The sequence below is a fragment of the Fodinicola acaciae genome (assembly GCF_010993745.1).
GTDB lineage: Bacteria > Actinomycetota > Actinomycetes > Mycobacteriales > HKI-0501 > Fodinicola > Fodinicola acaciae.
Window position 1 is genome coordinate 1,148,425 of record NZ_WOTN01000002.1, and the last position, 15,452, is coordinate 1,163,876.

The 15,452-nt window shown below is 66.1% G+C and carries 15 protein-coding genes and 1 pseudogene; 9 read left to right on the top strand and 7 right to left on the bottom strand.

Annotated features, from left to right (window positions below; genetic code table 11):
• The first annotated feature begins 1 nt into the window (after position 1).
• Positions 2–1,837 carry a GH39 family glycosyl hydrolase gene (locus tag GNX95_RS20665; RefSeq protein WP_163509037.1) on the top strand — a complete coding sequence of 612 codons (1,836 nt, stop codon included), beginning with the start codon at positions 2–4 and terminating at the stop codon, positions 1,835–1,837.
• Here GNX95_RS20665 and GNX95_RS20670 read toward each other — a convergent pair.
• Positions 1,826–2,689 carry an alpha/beta fold hydrolase gene (locus tag GNX95_RS20670; RefSeq protein WP_163509038.1) on the bottom strand — a complete coding sequence of 288 codons (864 nt, stop codon included), beginning with the start codon at positions 2,687–2,689 and terminating at the stop codon, positions 1,826–1,828. The genes GNX95_RS20665 and GNX95_RS20670 overlap by 12 nt on opposite strands.
• Before the next feature lie 44 nt (positions 2,690–2,733).
• On the bottom strand, positions 2,734–3,951 hold the full coding sequence (locus tag GNX95_RS20675) for an MFS transporter (protein ID WP_163509039.1): 1,218 nt from the start codon (positions 3,949–3,951) through the stop codon (positions 2,734–2,736).
• Between the two features lie 85 nt (positions 3,952–4,036).
• Here GNX95_RS20675 and GNX95_RS20680 point away from each other — a divergent pair, with 85 nt between their 5' ends.
• On the top strand, positions 4,037–4,921 hold the full coding sequence (locus tag GNX95_RS20680; RefSeq protein ID WP_246281752.1) for a LysR family transcriptional regulator: 885 nt from the start codon (positions 4,037–4,039) through the stop codon (positions 4,919–4,921).
• Between the two features lie 115 nt (positions 4,922–5,036).
• On the opposite strand, the gene GNX95_RS20685 is transcribed toward GNX95_RS20680, so the two are convergent.
• The 3 genes from GNX95_RS20685 to GNX95_RS20695 all read right to left on the bottom strand — a co-directional run bounded on the left by GNX95_RS20685 (position 5,037) and on the right by GNX95_RS20695 (position 8,303).
• Positions 5,037–5,936 carry an acyltransferase domain-containing protein gene (locus GNX95_RS20685; RefSeq protein WP_281356957.1) on the bottom strand — a complete coding sequence of 300 codons (900 nt, stop codon included), beginning with the start codon at positions 5,934–5,936 and terminating at the stop codon, positions 5,037–5,039.
• A gap of 12 nt (positions 5,937–5,948) precedes the next feature.
• Complete coding sequence (locus tag GNX95_RS20690; RefSeq protein ID WP_163509042.1) at positions 5,949–7,316, bottom strand: extracellular solute-binding protein; 1,368 nt, start codon at positions 7,314–7,316, stop codon at positions 5,949–5,951.
• A 120-nt stretch (positions 7,317–7,436) separates the two neighbouring features.
• On the bottom strand, positions 7,437–8,303 hold the full coding sequence (locus GNX95_RS20695) for a hypothetical protein (protein WP_163509043.1): 867 nt from the start codon (positions 8,301–8,303) through the stop codon (positions 7,437–7,439).
• A gap of 648 nt (positions 8,304–8,951) precedes the next feature.
• On the opposite strand from GNX95_RS20695, the gene GNX95_RS20700 reads away from it, so the two are divergent.
• From GNX95_RS20700 to GNX95_RS20720, 6 genes and pseudogenes are all read left to right on the top strand, one after another.
• The gene (locus GNX95_RS20700) at positions 8,952–9,125 is read left to right on the top strand and encodes a hypothetical protein (protein WP_163509044.1); all 174 of its coding nucleotides are present in this window, start codon (positions 8,952–8,954) and stop codon (positions 9,123–9,125) included.
• Between the two features lie 337 nt (positions 9,126–9,462).
• A pseudogene (locus tag GNX95_RS44355) lies at positions 9,463–9,558 on the top strand (hypothetical protein); the annotation flags it as partial.
• Between the two features lie 41 nt (positions 9,559–9,599).
• Entirely contained in the window at positions 9,600–9,965 is a 366-nt protein-coding gene (locus GNX95_RS20705; protein ID WP_163509045.1) for a MauE/DoxX family redox-associated membrane protein, read from the top strand.
• Positions 9,966–9,985: 20 nt separating this feature from the next.
• A complete protein-coding gene (locus GNX95_RS20710; RefSeq protein ID WP_163509046.1) occupies positions 9,986–10,528 on the top strand; it encodes a redoxin domain-containing protein in 543 nt (180 codons plus the stop codon).
• Positions 10,525–12,363, top strand: coding sequence for an ABC transporter ATP-binding protein (locus tag GNX95_RS20715; RefSeq protein ID WP_163509047.1), 1,839 nt, complete (start codon positions 10,525–10,527; stop codon positions 12,361–12,363). Before GNX95_RS20710 ends, GNX95_RS20715 begins: the two co-directional genes overlap by 4 nt.
• Position 12,364: 1 nt before the next feature.
• Positions 12,365–12,751 (top strand): S26 family signal peptidase, encoded by a 387-nt coding sequence (locus GNX95_RS20720; protein ID WP_163509048.1) that lies wholly within the window; start codon positions 12,365–12,367, stop codon positions 12,749–12,751.
• A gap of 3 nt (positions 12,752–12,754) precedes the next feature.
• Here GNX95_RS20720 and GNX95_RS20725 read toward each other — a convergent pair whose 3' ends face one another.
• The gene (locus GNX95_RS20725; protein WP_163509049.1) at positions 12,755–13,591 is read right to left on the bottom strand and encodes an NmrA family NAD(P)-binding protein; all 837 of its coding nucleotides are present in this window, start codon (positions 13,589–13,591) and stop codon (positions 12,755–12,757) included.
• Positions 13,592–13,677: 86 nt separating this feature from the next.
• Here GNX95_RS20725 and GNX95_RS20730 point away from each other — a divergent pair, with 86 nt between their 5' ends.
• A complete protein-coding gene (locus GNX95_RS20730) occupies positions 13,678–14,385 on the top strand; it encodes a TetR/AcrR family transcriptional regulator (RefSeq protein ID WP_163509050.1) in 708 nt (235 codons plus the stop codon).
• 5 nt (positions 14,386–14,390) lie between these two features.
• On the opposite strand, the gene GNX95_RS20735 is transcribed toward GNX95_RS20730, so the two are convergent.
• Positions 14,391–15,413, bottom strand: coding sequence for a DUF418 domain-containing protein (locus GNX95_RS20735; protein ID WP_163509051.1), 1,023 nt, complete (start codon positions 15,411–15,413; stop codon positions 14,391–14,393).
• Between the last annotated feature and the right edge of the window lie 39 nt (positions 15,414–15,452).

The following is a 15,452-nucleotide window of genomic DNA, read 5'->3' on the forward strand; positions in this document are numbered from 1 at the left end:
GGTGACCAGCTCACGACCGGCCGAACATGCGCGTACGGACTGGGAAAACCGGATCGGCCGGCACAATGCGCGGCCGGCCGGTGGCATCACCGCGCCGCCCGCGCCGGCGACCGTACGCGCGACGGCCGGTCGCGGCCAGGTGACGCTCGACTGGGACCCGGTGCCGGGAGCGGCCGGCTATCTGGTCCACCGGGCCGACATCTCCGACGGCGATTTCCAGCCGGTCGACCACAAAGGTCTCGACGTCCTCGCCGTACCCGATCCGTCCTATGTGGACACGACCGGCGTGCCCGGACGCCCCTACCGGTATGCGGTGGCCGCGCTGGCCGATGTCGCCGCCGTCGGTCCGCTGTCGCACTCGGTCCAGGCGACGAGCGACACCGGCGGCGACGGACGGATTGGCTTGGACGTTGACGTTTCGGCTGTCGTCGGTCCATTGCACCGGCCATGGCGGCCGATGGTCGGCAGTGAACACCTGAGCCATCTGCTGTCGACGGAACAGACCGGCGGCCGGCCGATCGGCGCGGAGCTGGCCGACGCCCTGCGGATCATGCGCACCGAGCTTGGCGTGGAAACCGTACGCGCACACGGCATTCTGTGCGACGACCTGCGCGTTTATCGAGAGGTCGACGGCGAGCCGGTGTATGACTTCAGCGGTGTGGACCGGGTCTATGACCAGGTCCGCGATCTGGGTTTGCGGCCGGTGGTCGAGCTTTCCTTCATGCCGCGAGACCTGGCCAGCGATCGCAGCAAGACGGTCTTCACCTACGGTGCGATCGTGTCGCCGCCGAAGGACTGGGATCGCTGGGCCGACCTGGTACGCGCGTTGGTGCGCCACCTGCTCGATCGTTACGGCACCGAGGAAGTCGTCGAGCACTGGTCGTTCGAGGTCTGGAACGAGGCGAATCTCGAGGTCTTCTGGAGTGGCGGCAAAAGCGACTATCTGCGGCTCTACGACGTGACCGCGGCCGCCGTACGCGAGGTGGACGACAGGCTGGTCGTGGCCGGTCCGGCGACGGCGGCAGCCGGCTGGGTCGAGGACCTGCTGTCCCATGTGGACGGTTCAGGTGCGGCGTTGGACGCGCTGACCACGCACACCTACGGCAGCCAGCCGCTGGACTTCCGTCCGGCGCTGGCACGCCACGACCGCGCCGACACCAGGATCTGGTGGACCGAATGGGGAGTGACGCCGCGGCACTTCGCGCCGGTCAACGACTCGGTCTTCGCGGCCTGCTTTCTGGCTCGCGGCATGAAATCCGCCGCCGGCCGGGTCGACGCGCTCGCATACTGGGTCTGCTCGGACCACTTCGAGGAGCTCGGCCGGCCGACCGAGCTGTTGCACGGCGGGTTTGGCCTGCTGACCGTGGGAAACCTGCGCAAGCCGCGGTTTCATGCCCTGTCGATGCTGGAAAAACTCGGCGACGGCGAGCTGGCCCTGCGGTGGTCCGGCGACGGCGGTGGCGGCCTGGTGGACGCATGGGCCTCCATCGACCAGCAGACCGGCCGAGTCGCCATCGCCGGATGGAACGCGCCGCTCGATCAGTCCAAAGTGGACGGCGATCCGCTGCTCGACCGTACGCTGACGCTCACCGTCACCGGATTGCCGCACCAGACCTACGAACTCCGTCACCATCGCCTCGACGCGACACACTCCAACCTGGCCGCCCGGTGGGGCTCAGGTTGGCCGACTGCACAGGAATGGGATCGCTTGCGCGCCGCCGACGGCCTCGCCCTCGGTGAGCCGCCGCGGGCGATCTCACCCGCCGGCGGCCGGCTCACCGTCACCTGTGACCTGCCAGAGCCGTCGATGGTGCTGCTGGAGCTCCTACCTGGCTGAGGTAGGCTCGAGAATGGCCGGCACCACGATGTCCCAGCTGTGCCGAGGAAAAATCTCGTGGCCGACCGCCTCGAGCCCGATCAGCCGTGCGCCGGGGATCTCTTTTGCCAGCGCGACACCGTGTTCGTACGGGAAGAGCGGATCTTCGGTGCCGTGCATGACAAGCGTCGGCGCGCTGATCTCGCCGAGCCGCGGCCGCCACGCCGGGCCCGCGTCGATCAGGTAGGGGTTGGTGAGCTGTGCCGCGATGGTGTCGTCGGCACGGTCCGCGGCGCGCTCGGCGCCGGCACGTACGCTCACCTCGTCGAAAGTGCGCGACGAGGCGGCGAACGGACGCTCGGCGTCGACCAGATAGTCGACCACGGCGGCGCGGTCGGCCCAGTCCGGAGTCGGCGCTTCTTCCTTGAACAGGGCCATGATCTCGTCGGTCGGCGGTGGCAGGTCAGGGGTGTCGTGGCCGGGTCCGCCAGGCGTGGAGGACATGAGGATCAGCGACGCGACCCGGTCCGGATGGTCGAGCGCGAGCAGCTGACCGACCGCACTTCCCTGCGACATCCCGACAACGCCGGCGCGGTCGACGCCGAGCTCGTTTAGCACTCCGGCCGCGTCGGCGACCAGATCCGGCAGACCGTAGGTCGGCGAGCCCACTGGACTGCTGGTCGACCGGCCGGTGTCCCTGGAGTCGTACCGAATCACGAACCGCCGTCCGGCCACCAGACGCTCGACGAACTCGTCGTCCCATGCGGCCGACGACTGGCCGGCGCCGTGCAGCAACAGCACCGCCGGATCGGCAGGGTCGCCGGCCGTCGTGACGGCAAGCTCGACACCGTTCGTCGCGATCGTTGTCTCCATGGGAAAATCCTTCCTCGTTTGCTGACAAACCAAAACTGATCGTTTCACACTGGCGAGATCCGGCGTCGCAACGCCGGAGCGATGACCAGCTGTGCCGCGAAAAGCAGCAATCCGGTCGCCAGGCACGCGATCCACAATCCGGTGCGGCCGGCAGTTGCGAGCAACGCGGTCCCCAGCAGCGGTCCAAGCACGGCGCCGACGCTCCACGTGGCGGACGCGATTCCCATGTATCGGCCCCGAAGATCGGCCGGCGCGAGGCCGGCGAAAGTGGCGCCGAACACCACGGACAGGCCGATCTGGCCAAAAGTCCACACGAGCACCGACGCGGCGTAGGCAGCGCCACCGTGTACGACGGCGCCGAGTCCGCTGCCGATGCCGACCAACAGCATGGAAACCGCGAGAACCCGGGCCGTGTCGCGGCCGGGCAGGAGCCGTACGGCAATCGGTTGGACGACAACGATCGCGATCCCGTTCAGGGCGAGCACCGCGCCGTATGTCCCCGGACCGAGACCGTCGTTCGCCATGACCAGCGGAAGGGTCGAGAAAGACTGGAGAAACATCGTGAAGTACACGATGTGAATCGCCGCCATGACGAGCATGACCGGATCGCGGAGAAGGGTCGGCAGCAGCGCTCGCTGGGTCGTTTCCCGCTTTTGCGGACGTGTCTCGGGGATGAACCGCCACACGATCAGCGCCGCGAGCACCGAAGCGCCGGCATTGATCCAGAACAACAGGCCATAGCCGTGTTGCGCCAGCACACCCGCGGCGACGGTCGAGACCGTGAAGCCAAGATTGGCGGCCCAGAACAGAAATCCGAAGGCACGCGCTCGATCCTGCGCCGGCAGGTCGGCCACCGCGGCCGATCCGACCGGCCGGAACAGCTCCGCCATCAGGCCGACGCCACCGGCCGCCGCGCAGATCACCGGCATCGAATCCGCCGAGCCGAGCGCGATCAGCGCGACCGCCGTACCGAGAAATCCCACCAGCATGCTGTTTCGCCGGCCGATGCGGTCACTCAGCCAGCCGCCGAGCAGTTGCGACCCGATGTCTCCCACACCGACCGCCGCGATGACGACGCCGGCCGTGGTCAGCGAGAGATGCCTTTCCTGGGTCAGATAAAGCACCAGGAACGAGCGCGCCAGGCTGCCGGCGCGGCTCACGAAATGCGTTGCCGTGAGGGCCCACACCAGTTGCGACCGCGACCGTACGGATCGAGGCGCGATCGCCAGCCGGAACGGCGCCCGCGTGCTCTGGATCGTCATGTCCCAGACGTTAGGCGCGCGACCGTATCACGAAAAGCGATTGTTTCCGATCAAGTTGATCGGCATCGACTATGCTTCGGTTGTGATGGATGTGGAGCTGCGGCACCTGGCGACGATGGTGGCCGTGCTGGAGGAGGGGACGTTCGGCCGTGCCGGCGCGCGGCTGGGTTACACGCAATCGACGATCAGCCAGCAGATCGCCGCGCTGGAAAAGTCCGTCGGCGGTGCGGTTTTCGAGCGGCCAGGTGGTCCCAAACCGGTACGGATCACGCCACTTGGCGCGGTCGTCCTGGAACACGCGCGCGACCTGCTGGCCAAAGCCGACGCGCTGGCCGATGCCGTCGAACGGTTCAAAGCCGGCGACGGCCGGATCGACATCGGCACATTCCAGAGCGTGTCCAACGTGATCCTGCCGTCGGTCGTACGCCGGCTGCGTGACGAGCATCCCGGCTGCGACATCAGGCTGTCGGACGTGCCGCCGGACCCGGAGATCGGCGACCTGGACCTGTTGTTCTACGACCGGCCGCTGGAGGGCGACCTCGAGCACGTCAGGCTGGTCGACGATCCTTTCCTGCTGGTGGCTCGACACGGTGACCTGCCGGACGGTCCGGTGCCGCTGGAACAGCTCGACGACATGCCGATGGTCGGCTGCCATCAGACCTGCGACCAGGCATGGATGGATCAGGCGCTCGCCGAGGCCGGTGCCCGACCGCGGATCGTTTTTCGGTCGCCGGGCAATGAAACGATCCTGTCGATGGTGCGAGCGGGCCTCGGCTGGGCCGTCCTGCCGTGGCTCGCCGTGCACGGTTCGGACGTACGGACGGACGACCGGCTCGCCATCCACGAGCTGCGGCCGGCGCCGACCCGCGGGATCTATCTGCACTGGCCGGCCGCGTCGACCCTGTCTCCGCTGGCCAAGCGTGCGATCCGGATCGCCACCGAGATCGCCGCCGACATTTCGATTGGTTAGAGCCTGTTTCGAAGTCCCACGCGGCGATAGCCGAGCCGCTGTCACATCTTTCTCGGGCCGCCTGACGGCACGTTTGGATCTCGACTCTCATCCACGTGGGACTCCGAAACAGACCCTAGACCCGAAACCAGCCGGTGCGAAACTGCCAACGCCGTCCGGCCTGGATGTGGTCGATGATGGCGCGCTGCAGCGTGGTGTCCCGCGGAAGCCTGTCGAGCTCGTCGAGTGGACGCCGGAAGACGAACTCGACAATGGTCTTGTTGTCGTCCTGATCGGGATTTTCCAGCGGGATCAGGGTGAAACGCCGCTGGAAGGCCAGGATGTTCGTGTCGTACGCGAGATATTCGGTCAGCTGTGGGTCCAGGACCCACGAAACGCAGGTGGCGTAACGATAGTCGTGGTCGGGGTAGTGGCGCTGGAAGAACGCCTGCGCCGTGCGTATCGACTCGTCGCAGGAGGCCGGGGTGAGTCTTCCCTCCGGAATGTGCAGGCCGAGAGCGTCGTCGCCGCGGCCCGGTGCCGGCGGCGGTCCGGCGTCGAACCAGATCGGCCGGCGCTCGAAGTGCAGCCGGCCGAGCGGATAGACGGCGCCGCGGAAATGGTGCGTCACCCAGTTTTGCGTGTGCAGGCCACCTTCACCGTAGACGGCCCTGCGGTTGCGCATCTGGTCGGCGAGGATGCCGAGGCTGGCCCAGGAAACCTCGTCCGAGATGCCACGGGCGGCGTGGTATTCACGAGCAACGTCAGTGGCGGCAAGGAAAACCCACACGTACCCGTATCTGGCCAAGGCGCCATGCCGCTCCGGCAACACCGGCCAGTCCGGCAGCGGACCGGTGGTCCCCATCGCCTCCACCAGGCTGTGGTATGCCTTTTCCAGCTGGTCCCACAGCTCGGTGCCGTGGCGCGGCGGAAAACGTAACATCTCGGCCCGGTCCTCGGCCGACATGCCGAGAGACCGTGCCAGTTGCTCAGCACGTTCCGGCTTGGGGATCCGGAAAGTGGCGGATTTTTCCATTGTCACTGGTGCTCACTTCGGCCAGTGTGCGGCGCTGGCCATCTGCTTGACCTGGCTGGAGGTCTGCTTGATCATCGTGTCCAGGCTGACGTGGCCGAGCAGGTAGTCGTTGAAGGCGCCGACCAGATATTCCTGCGGCTCGTACGGAAGGACCGGCGTGAGCCGCGAGTAACGTGTCTGTTTCGCGCCGGCCTTGAGAAACGCGGTGATGCGTGGATCGGGGAGACCGTCGAAATAGGAGTCCGGCACCGGAGTGAGTGGATACGACAGGATGCCGCGGATGTATTCCCGGCGCAGCTGCGGTTGCAACAGATATTCGATGAAGTCCAGTGCCTCGGTCTGGTGCCGGCTTTTCGCGGCTATCGCGTAATAACCGGCCGCTCCGACCACGAACTTCCCGGCTGGTCCGGCCGGCAGCTCGATCACCTTCAGCCGCGCGTTCGGAAAGCGGCTTGCCTGCTTGGTGCTGAGAAACTCGGTCCAGGCCATCGCGACCCGGCCGCTCACCAGCAGGTCGTCCCATCCGTCGGTGCCGGAGTAGAGCGTCATCGGGGTCGCCGCGCCGGAGTCGACCATCGCCTTCATGTGCTTCAGCGCGGCCCTGCCGGCGTCATTGTCGAAGCCGATGTCACGACGGTTCTTGGAGACGATGTCCGCGCCATAGGACCAAAGATAGTTCCAGACGTAGTTGGTCTGGATCCCCGGCACGCCGGGCCAGCCGAATCCCCAGACGGCGATGTTCTTCGCGTCGAAACCGGCCTGGTCCATCGTCCTGCCGGCGCGATCGAACGTCATTTTCCGCGCGAACGGGATCATCTCGTCGTACGTCGTCGGCAGCGCCGGACGACCCGCGCGTTCCCACACCGCTTCGTTGAGCGCCAGCACGAAATGTCCGGCCGAGATCGGCAGTCCGTATCGTTGTTGCTTCGGTCCGTAGACGACCTCGGCGATCGAGTCCGGCACTCCGGCGAAATAGGAGTCCAAACCCGATCCGGCGGCCTTCGCCAGGTCCAGCAGAGCGCCGGAGTCTCGGAACCGGTTCATCCACGGCACGATTTGGTAGGTCACGTCCGGCGGCTGCGATCCGACGAACCCGGCCGTGTATTTCGTCAGCGCACTGTCCCACGGGATCACCAGCAGATCGACCGGCGACTTTCCCTTGGCGTGCTCGTACTGGGGAATGACACGATCCTTGAAGAACAGGTTTTCCCAGGACAGCTCGCCAACCGGCGGACGCCAGAACGCCAGCCGTCCGTTGGACCGGCTGCACGCGCCGACACTCATCGCCGCCGTCGACGCACCCGCCATCGCCAGCAACCGGCGACGGCCGATGCCGAGCTGGCGGGGCCTGGTCAACGTCGAGGTTCCGCTGGCAGTCATCGGTCAACCTCCCAACCCGGCCGCATCGACCGGACCGATGATTCGAAATATCGAAAACATCTTCGGATTAACGACCATACCGGTACCGCGATGCGGAGAGCAAGAACCCTGTTCGAACTGCTACGGGTTGTGAAGTTTTGCGAACTGTGCGACGCAGTTGTCCATACGCCTTTCCAGCTCGGTCCCTGCCACGGGTTTGGACGGAGACACGACGACCTTCTCCTGGACCTCTTCGGTGTATTTGTTTGTCCTGTCGAGGTTCTTCTCGATGGAGCCCTGGATCGGATCGACCTCCCATCTGCCGGCGACCACCAGCCAGGCATGGCGGCTGCCTTGCGGCTTCTGGCCGCTGCGTACGGTCGTCGGAATTCCGAGGTCGGCCAGCACCACCTGTGCGAAGAGTGCCTTTTCCCGACACATGAGCGCCTGCGCCTCGAGGAGATCGCCAAGTGGCGTGCCGGTCCTGCCCTGGCCCTCGGTCAGGTCCTTGCGCATGTCCTTGTTGTTTTTCAGGTTCTTGTACATGTCGTAAACGCTTTGGGCCGCTCTCCTGCCGTAGCTCTTCTTGGTTTGCACCTGTTTGGTGTCGTGGATGCTCTTGGCCAGCTTCGGGTCCATCAGTGGATCGACATTGACCTTCGTCATGTTCCTGGCCTCGTACGCCTTCACGTTGCCGAGGTCGGCGATCCTGAGCTTCACCATTCGAATGACCTGCAGGACATCTTCCGTACTGAAGTGCTGCACGAGGCCGTCGACGTCGTCCTCGGCGTCGAACTTGACGCCATTCATCTCGACCCACCGCTTGAATTCGTTCTCTTTCCGCTGCTTGTAGGCAGCCTTCTTGCCCAGGCTGTTGAGCGCGATGGTCAACATGATCTGGCTCTTGGAAGTGCGTTGAATCGACAATGGGCCGCCGTGATGGTGAGCCGGCGTTTTGCTGGTCAGCAGACGGGTCACCGCGGCATTGCCGGCGGTGCGCTGCAACATTCCGACCTCGCGTGGACCGACGAACCCCCGCGGATCCGCGCTTATGTCGGAGGGACTGTTCGAGTCGAGGCGCGATCCGGTCCCGGCTTCCACGTCCTGTCGAGCCCTGCGTGTCATGGCGTCAAGCACTCCGCTCGTACGCGTCGGCGCTACCCAGTGTCATCAACCTGTGGCTGACCGCACTTACCATAACGTCAGGCGTCGCGCCTTTAGGGCAGATCTCTTGCCCTCATGTGCAATGACGACGCTTTGTTTGACCGGTGCGCCGATGTACCGAGATTGCCGAAACCGTGCTGCGCCGGAGCCAGCACCACGTCTCTTGATCGCGCGATCGCATTGTCCGGACGAGACCCGCGCTGGCGGCCGCACTCCAATGCCGGCTAGTTCCGCGACCGTCGTTCGCACCATTTCATGAGAAGCATTCGCGGAGAATTAATTTGTCAATCCGGACAACTATGCAACCTGGCGTGACCGCGGCGAAATGGTATCGGACTGTCACTTATGAGAGTCATCGACACGATTTGCCATGGAGCGCTAAAGTGGCGATCGCGAACGGGTGCAATTCGACCGTCTCGCACGTTAGTGGCAGTTGAGTGTCGGATTCAGCCGGCACTTCTTCGTTGCAGGAAAACGAAAGGAATGACGTCTATGCGCAAGTTGCAGGCGCTTGCCGACGGGGTGCTCGCGCGCTTCGTACCGAAAATCGACGCCGCCGCCGGCTGCCAGTCGGCCTGCTACCCGCCGGGACAGTGTCCGGACCGCCGGTGCGGTGGGCACAGCTGCTCCATCATGTTCGACTGCACGGTCTACTGCGGAAGCTGACCCTTTGGCGAGATCATTCACCTGATCGGAGTGTGGAACGTGCGTGTGTTCAAAGTAATGGCCGACCGGCTGTTGGCGACGTTCGTGCCGTCCGTCGACGCGGCGGCCGGCTGTGTGCCGATGTGTTACGGACCGGGAAACCCGTTCTGTAGTGCGAGGGGCTGTCCAGGCGGTTGCAACGTCGACGCGGACTGCCGGATCACGTACTGCGCCTAGTAACGGCACCGGGTCGGACGGGACCGGCGTGTCCCGTCCGGCGCGGGTCGCCGGTTGACCGGAAACAGCTGGGGAATCCTTGTCATATCTCGAACTGACGGCGCGTACCTGCGTCGCGTTGGTGTTCCTGATCTCCTCGGTCAGCAAGGTCGTCGGCGGATTCGACGCCTTCGCCGGCTCGGTACGCGACCTTCGCGTGCTGCCGGCGGCGATGGTGACTCCAGCCGTCTGGCTCGTGTTGGTCGGCGAGTTCGCCGTGTGGATCGCATTGGTGATTCCTACGCGGGCCGGCGCGGTTTCGGGTTCGTGGTCGCCGCCGTACTGCTGGCGGCATTCGCCGCCGGAATCGCTGCCGCGCTTCGTCGCGGCGTGGCCGTCCCGTGCCGATGCTTCGGAGCATCGAGCCGTCCGGTTGGCCGTCATCATGTCGTACGAAACGTCATTCTCGCGGGTTTGTCGGTCGCCGGCGCCGTTGGCTCGCCGGCCGCGCCACCTTCGCCGACCGCTGTGCTCATCGCGGTCGCGGCGGGCCTGCTCGCCGGCGTCCTGGTGGCGATGCTCGACGAGCTCATCGGGCTTTTCCTGCCGATGCAAGCACAACAGCGGTCGGTCCGCGGTCATTAACATAGATTCGGAGTCACAGCATGTCTTTTCTGATCGCTCTGGTGGCCGTGCTGACGGTCCTCTGCCTGCTCAACCTGTTGCTGGTGTTCGGCGTCATCCGGCGTCTGCGAGAGCACACGGAGTTGTTGGCGGCGCAGAAAGGTGGCACCGCGACCGTGTCGATCGGGGAGCGCATCTCCGACTTCGAAGCGACCACCGTCGACGGCATGCCGTTGAGCAACGCGGATCTCGGTGCCGAGACGGTGGCCGCTTTCTTCTCCCCGAGCTGCAAGCCCTGCCAGGCAAAACTACCGCGATTCGTGGAATACGCCGGCCAGTTGCCAGGTGGCCGTGACCAGGTCCTGGTGACCGTCGCGGCCGAGGACGCCGCCGAGGCGAGCGAGTTCGTACGCAAACTCAGTCCGGTCGCGCGTGTTGTCGTCGAGGAAGGCAACGGGCCGGTGGCCGAGGCGTTCGGCGTACAGATGTTTCCCACTTTGCTTCGCGTCGCGCCAAACGACGCCGGCGAGCTGGTGGTCACCGCCAACCGGGTCCGGTTGGATCGCGCGCTCGCGACGGCATGACCGCCGGCACCGACGACCGCGGCTGGTGGCGGCAGCTGCGCGGTGTCTGCGCGCTGGCCGTCCGAGCCGCGCCAGGCCACCTCGCGCTCTACAGCCTGATCACGCTGGTCACCGGCCTGGTGCCGGTCGTGTCGGTGTGGCTGACCAAGTCAGTGCTCGACGGTGTGACCAGCCATGCGCCGGTTGGCCACTTGGTCTGGCTGGCGGTCGCTCTGGCCGTCATCGGCGCCACCGCCGGCGTCGCGCCGATGGTGACCAGATACCTACGCGGCGAGTTGGAGCGGCGCGTGGCGCTGTCCGCGCAGGACCAGCTTTTCGTTGCGGTGGAAGGCTTCGTCGGCCTGGAGCGGTTCGAAAACCCGGCCTTCGCCGACCGTCTGCGTCTGGCGCAGACCGCCGGACGTACGACCGCGCAACAGGTCTTGGACGCCGGTTTGGGGATGACCAGGTCAGTCTTTACGGTGGCCGGGTTCATCGGCTCGTTGGCGGTGTTGAGCCCAGTGATGACGGTCGCGGTGATCGCCGCCGGTGCGCCGATCCTCGTCTCGGAGTTTCTGCTGTCGCGCCGAAAGGCGCGGATGCTGTGGGAACTGGAGCCGACCGCTCGACGAGAGTTTTTCTACAGCGAGCTGTTGTCCGGCGCGACCGCCGCGAAGGAGGTGCGCCTGTTTGGCATCAGCGCGTTCCTGCGCAACCGGATGTTGGAGCAGCGGCACGCCACAAATGCGGCCACTCGCGCGAACGAACGTCGCGAGGTCGGCATTCAAGGCGGACTCGCGCTGCTTGCCGCGTTGGTGTCCGGCGCCGGCTTGGTGTGGGCCGTGGTCGCGGCGCGGGTCGACACACTGTCGGTCGGCGACATTACCGTATTCGTCGCCGCGTCGGTCGGCGTCCAAGGCGCGCTCGCGATGTTGGCCAAGGACGCCGGTGCCGTCCAACAAACGCTGTTGATGTTTGACCATTTTCTTGCCGTCACGGATGCCGGACCGGATCTGCCGACGCCGCCGACCGTACGACCGCTCGCGCCGTTGCGGTCCGGCATCGAGTTTCGTGGCGTGTGGTTTCGCTATTCCGACCAGCATGACTGGGTTTTGCGCGGAGTGGATCTGTGGATTCCGCGCGGTCGGTCGCTCGCGTTGGTCGGCCTCAACGGCGCCGGAAAATCGACCTTGGTGAAACTGCTGTGTCGTTTCTATGATCCGAGTCGCGGGTCGATTTTGTGGGACGGCGTGGACATTCGCGAGATCGATCCGGCCGAGCTGCGCCGCCGGATCGGTGCGGTCTTCCAGGACTACATGCATTACGACCTGCTGGCGGCGGAAAACATCGCGCTCGGCGATCTGGACGCCTTGCACGATCGACCGCGGTTGCGAGCGGCCGCCGAGGAGGCTGGCATCCATCGCAAGCTGGCGACGTTGCCGTACGGTTATGACACGATGTTGTCGCGTGTTTTCACGGTGGGATCGGACAAGGACGATCCCACCACGGGTGTCGTGCTGTCCGGCGGTGAGCAACAGCGACTCGCGCTGGCCCGCGCTTTGCTCCGCGACCGCTGCGACCTGATGATCCTCGACGAACCGGCGGCCGGACTGGACGCTCAGGCCGAAGCTGAGATCCACCAGTCGTTGCGGCGCCGCCGAGAAAACCGGACCAGCCTGCTGATCTCGCACCGGCTCGCGGCCGTACGCGACGCGGACCACATCGTCGTGCTGTCCGGCGGGATCGTTGTCGAGCGCGGCGACCATTCGGCTTTGATCGCCGAAAACGGCCTGTACGCACAGCTGTTCGGCATGCAGGCGTCCGGATACCAGGCCGAGCCGGTCGGCGGAGCGTGACATGGGACTGACCTCGTTTCTGGGACGTCGTTTTGTCGTCGCCACCGTCCGGGGGCTGAGCATGGAGCCGACTTTCCGCAGTGGCGAACGGGTCTTGGTGCGCCGCGGACAGAAACATCGGGTCGGGCAGATCGTCGTCGTACGGATGCCTGGTGACCAGCCGACGGAGGCGGGACCGTTTGGCGGCCGGCGCTGGATGATCAAACGAGTCGTGGCAACTGCCGGCGACCCCGTGCCGGCCAACCTGCGCGCCAGGCTCGCCGGCACGGTCGTGCCGGCCGGAAAACTCGTCGTACTCGGTGACAACGCGGCGGTCAGCAACGACTCTCGCACTCTCGGCTATTTCGCCGCCGAGGAGGTGTTGGGGACCGTGCTTCGGCGGATCTGAGATCTACGACTCGGCGAGCAGATCGCGTACGGTGCGCGGCTCACGGCCGAGGATGGTGGCCAGCAACGGGTCGGTGCCGGCGAAAAAGCCTTGGTCGGCGGCTTCGTACATGCCCAGCAGGAGACGCGCGTTGAGCTCTGCCGGCTGTGTCGCGATCCATTCGTTTGGATCGACAACCTGGCATTCGATCGTACGGCCGGTGACTTTTGAAGCGATGGCGGCGATTTCGGCGAACGTCGGTGCCGCGCTCGCGGTGAGGGTCGTCGGACCGTCGTATTCGCCGTCGGAGATGAGAATAACGGCTGCGGCCTCGGCGGCGTCTTCGCGTGCCGTCCACGACACGGGTCCGTCGGCCGGTACGGCGATGACGCCGGTTTCCCGCCATGGCCCCATCAGCCAGCGCAGGCTGTGTGCGTAGAAGCCGTTGCGCAGCGAGGTCCACGGGATGCCGGATGCGGCGAGCAGTCGTTCGGTCGCCGCGTGGTCGCGTCCTGGCCCGAACGGGCTCGCGAAGGCGGCTCCTTGGTGGCTCGTGTAGAGGATGCGGCCGACCTCGGCGGCGACGGCAGCGTCGATCGCGTTGCGGTGGAGGGTGACGGCATCGGCGGTCGGATCGCTGGAGGAGACCAGCAGCAGCTGGTCGGCGCCGGCGAACGCGGCTGGCAGAGACGCCGGGTCGGCATAGTCGCAGTAGCGTACGCCGACACCGCGATCGGCGAAGCGGCGAGCCTTCGCCGGGTCGCGTACGGCGACGGCGATCTCGTCGGCGGCGAGCCGTTTCAGCAGGTGGTCGGCGGTCGCGCCGTTGAGTGCGCCAGTGGCTCCGGTGATGACGATCATGACCGCTCCCTCGTTATCGGCGATATCGCGTACGCGCTATCGATGGAAATATCATTGATAGCACAGTTGCGGTATCGTTGGAAACCATGAGCCAGTACGACGACACTCGGTCGAAGATCATCGAGGCCGCGGCGCGACTGCTCCGAGAGGACGGCCCGGCGGCGGTCACCACACGTGGAGTCGCGGAAGGAGCCGGTGTCCAGGCACCGACGATCTATCGCCTGTTCGGCGACAAGGACGGCCTGCTCGACGCGGTCGCGGAACACGTGATGGCCGGCTATGTGTCCGCCAAGGCCGCGGTCGTGGCGGCCGCGTCGGCGGACGACGCCGATCCGTTGGACGATTTACGTGCCGGCTGGCAGACCCAGATCGAATTCGGCCTCGCCAATCCGGCAATTTTCCGGCTGTTGAGCGATCCCGACCGAGTGCGGCACTCGCCGGCCGCGCAGGACGGCAAACGTGTCCTGGCGTCGCGGGTCCACCGCGTGGCGGCGACCGGTCGGCTCCGGGTCACCGAGCAACGCGCCGTCGATCTCATCCAGGCGGCCGGGATCGGTGCGATCCAGACGCTGTTGGCCACGCCGCGCGAGCAGCGCGACCTCGGCCTCGCCGATGCTGTGTACGAGGCCGTGCTCCGGCAGATCCTCACCGAGCCGCCGGAGCGTACGGACGGCGGCGTGATGGCGGCGGTGGTCGCTTTTCGCGCCGTCGCACCGCAATTGGACACGTTGAGCGGCGCGGAGCAACGGCTCCTCGCGGAATGGCTCGACCGAGTGATCGCCGCGATCTCCTAACCTGGTCAGGGGGTGCGCGCCGGTGCGCCGCGACGAGGGACGGCTGGCAGCTGGAGTGGCGGTCGGCGCAGCCAGGTGGCCCAGCGCCACAGCCATTCCAACGGACCAAACCGGAAATGGCGCAGCCACAGCGTGGACCACAACCACTGCGTGGCGAGGATTGCCACTGCCACCAGCAAAACCTTGCCGAACGGCCAGTCGTCCGGGCGGCCGGGGATCACCCGGCTCAGCACGAGCACGAGCACGGTCGCGGTCAGATAGTTGGTCAGCGCCATCCTGCCGAGTGGTGCAAACAACGTTCGCAGTGCGCCTTGGAGCGGCGTCCTGAGCAGTACGAGCAGGCCGCACACGTACGCGCCGGCGGTCAGAAGTCCGGCCAGGCTCGAGGAAAAAGTGAAGGACGACACGTTGAGCTGCAGCCACACCGCCGGCACCGCGAGCACCGTGAAGACCAACAGGAGCAGCGCCGGCACGCCGGTGGAGTCCTCGATGCGCGCGATCACGCCATAGCGGACCAGCGTCAGGCCGAGCAGGAACAGCGCGGCGACCAGGGTGAATCGGCCGTCCGACAGCAGCACGGCGGCGACCAGGAACGCGCCGGACAGGCAGCCGGTCAGCCACCGCGGCAACCAGGACGCCGGCAGCAGCACCACGATGCCGACGACGGCGTACGTTGACAGGATGTCGCCTTGCCACAGAAGGAAAAAGTGTGCCAGGCCGGCCACCAACAGCACGGCCAGGCGACGCAGCAGGACCAGCCGCGGTCGCGGCGTACGGTTGCCGGCGGAGTCCAGCAACAGTGCGAAGCCGACGCCGAAGAGAAACGCGAAAATCGGAAAGAAACGGTGGTCGACGAACAGGTCCTGCAGCGGGTTTCCGTTGCCGGATCCCGGATCGACGGCCTGCGGCGGACCAGTGTGCGCGATCGGAATCACGTTGGCGACCAGGATTCCGCACAGTGCGAATCCACGTATGACATCCAGCGCGGCGATCCGCTCTCGCGCGGCCGGTGTTTGCGAATGAGCCATGCCACCATGGTGCGAAAGACCGACGGCGGTGGCATCAGA

Bases quoted from the DNA above. Each gene is read 5' to 3' on its own strand.
- GNX95_RS20670 (WP_163509038.1), bottom strand. From the start codon at position 2,689: ATGGAGACAACGATCGCGACGAACGGTGTCGAGCTTGCCGTCACGACG.
- GNX95_RS20675 (WP_163509039.1), bottom strand. From the start codon at position 3,951: ATGACGATCCAGAGCACGCGGGCGCCGTTCCGGCTGGCGATCGCGCCT.
- GNX95_RS20680 (WP_246281752.1), top strand. From the start codon at position 4,037: ATGGATGTGGAGCTGCGGCACCTGGCGACGATGGTGGCCGTGCTGGAG.
- GNX95_RS20685 (WP_281356957.1), bottom strand. From the start codon at position 5,936: ATGGAAAAATCCGCCACTTTCCGGATCCCCAAGCCGGAACGTGCTGAG.
- GNX95_RS20690 (WP_163509042.1), bottom strand. From the start codon at position 7,316: ATGACTGCCAGCGGAACCTCGACGTTGACCAGGCCCCGCCAGCTCGGC.
- GNX95_RS20695 (WP_163509043.1), bottom strand. From the start codon at position 8,303: ATGTTGCAGCGCACCGCCGGCAATGCCGCGGTGACCCGTCTGCTGACC.
- GNX95_RS20700 (WP_163509044.1), top strand. From the start codon at position 8,952: ATGCGCAAGTTGCAGGCGCTTGCCGACGGGGTGCTCGCGCGCTTCGTA.
- GNX95_RS20710 (WP_163509046.1), top strand. From the start codon at position 9,986: ATGTCTTTTCTGATCGCTCTGGTGGCCGTGCTGACGGTCCTCTGCCTG.
- GNX95_RS20715 (WP_163509047.1), top strand. From the start codon at position 10,525: ATGACCGCCGGCACCGACGACCGCGGCTGGTGGCGGCAGCTGCGCGGT.
- GNX95_RS20720 (WP_163509048.1), top strand. From the start codon at position 12,365: ATGGGACTGACCTCGTTTCTGGGACGTCGTTTTGTCGTCGCCACCGTC.
- GNX95_RS20725 (WP_163509049.1), bottom strand. From the start codon at position 13,591: ATGATCGTCATCACCGGAGCCACTGGCGCACTCAACGGCGCGACCGCC.
- GNX95_RS20730 (WP_163509050.1), top strand. From the start codon at position 13,678: ATGAGCCAGTACGACGACACTCGGTCGAAGATCATCGAGGCCGCGGCG.
- GNX95_RS20735 (WP_163509051.1), bottom strand. From the start codon at position 15,413: ATGGCTCATTCGCAAACACCGGCCGCGCGAGAGCGGATCGCCGCGCTG.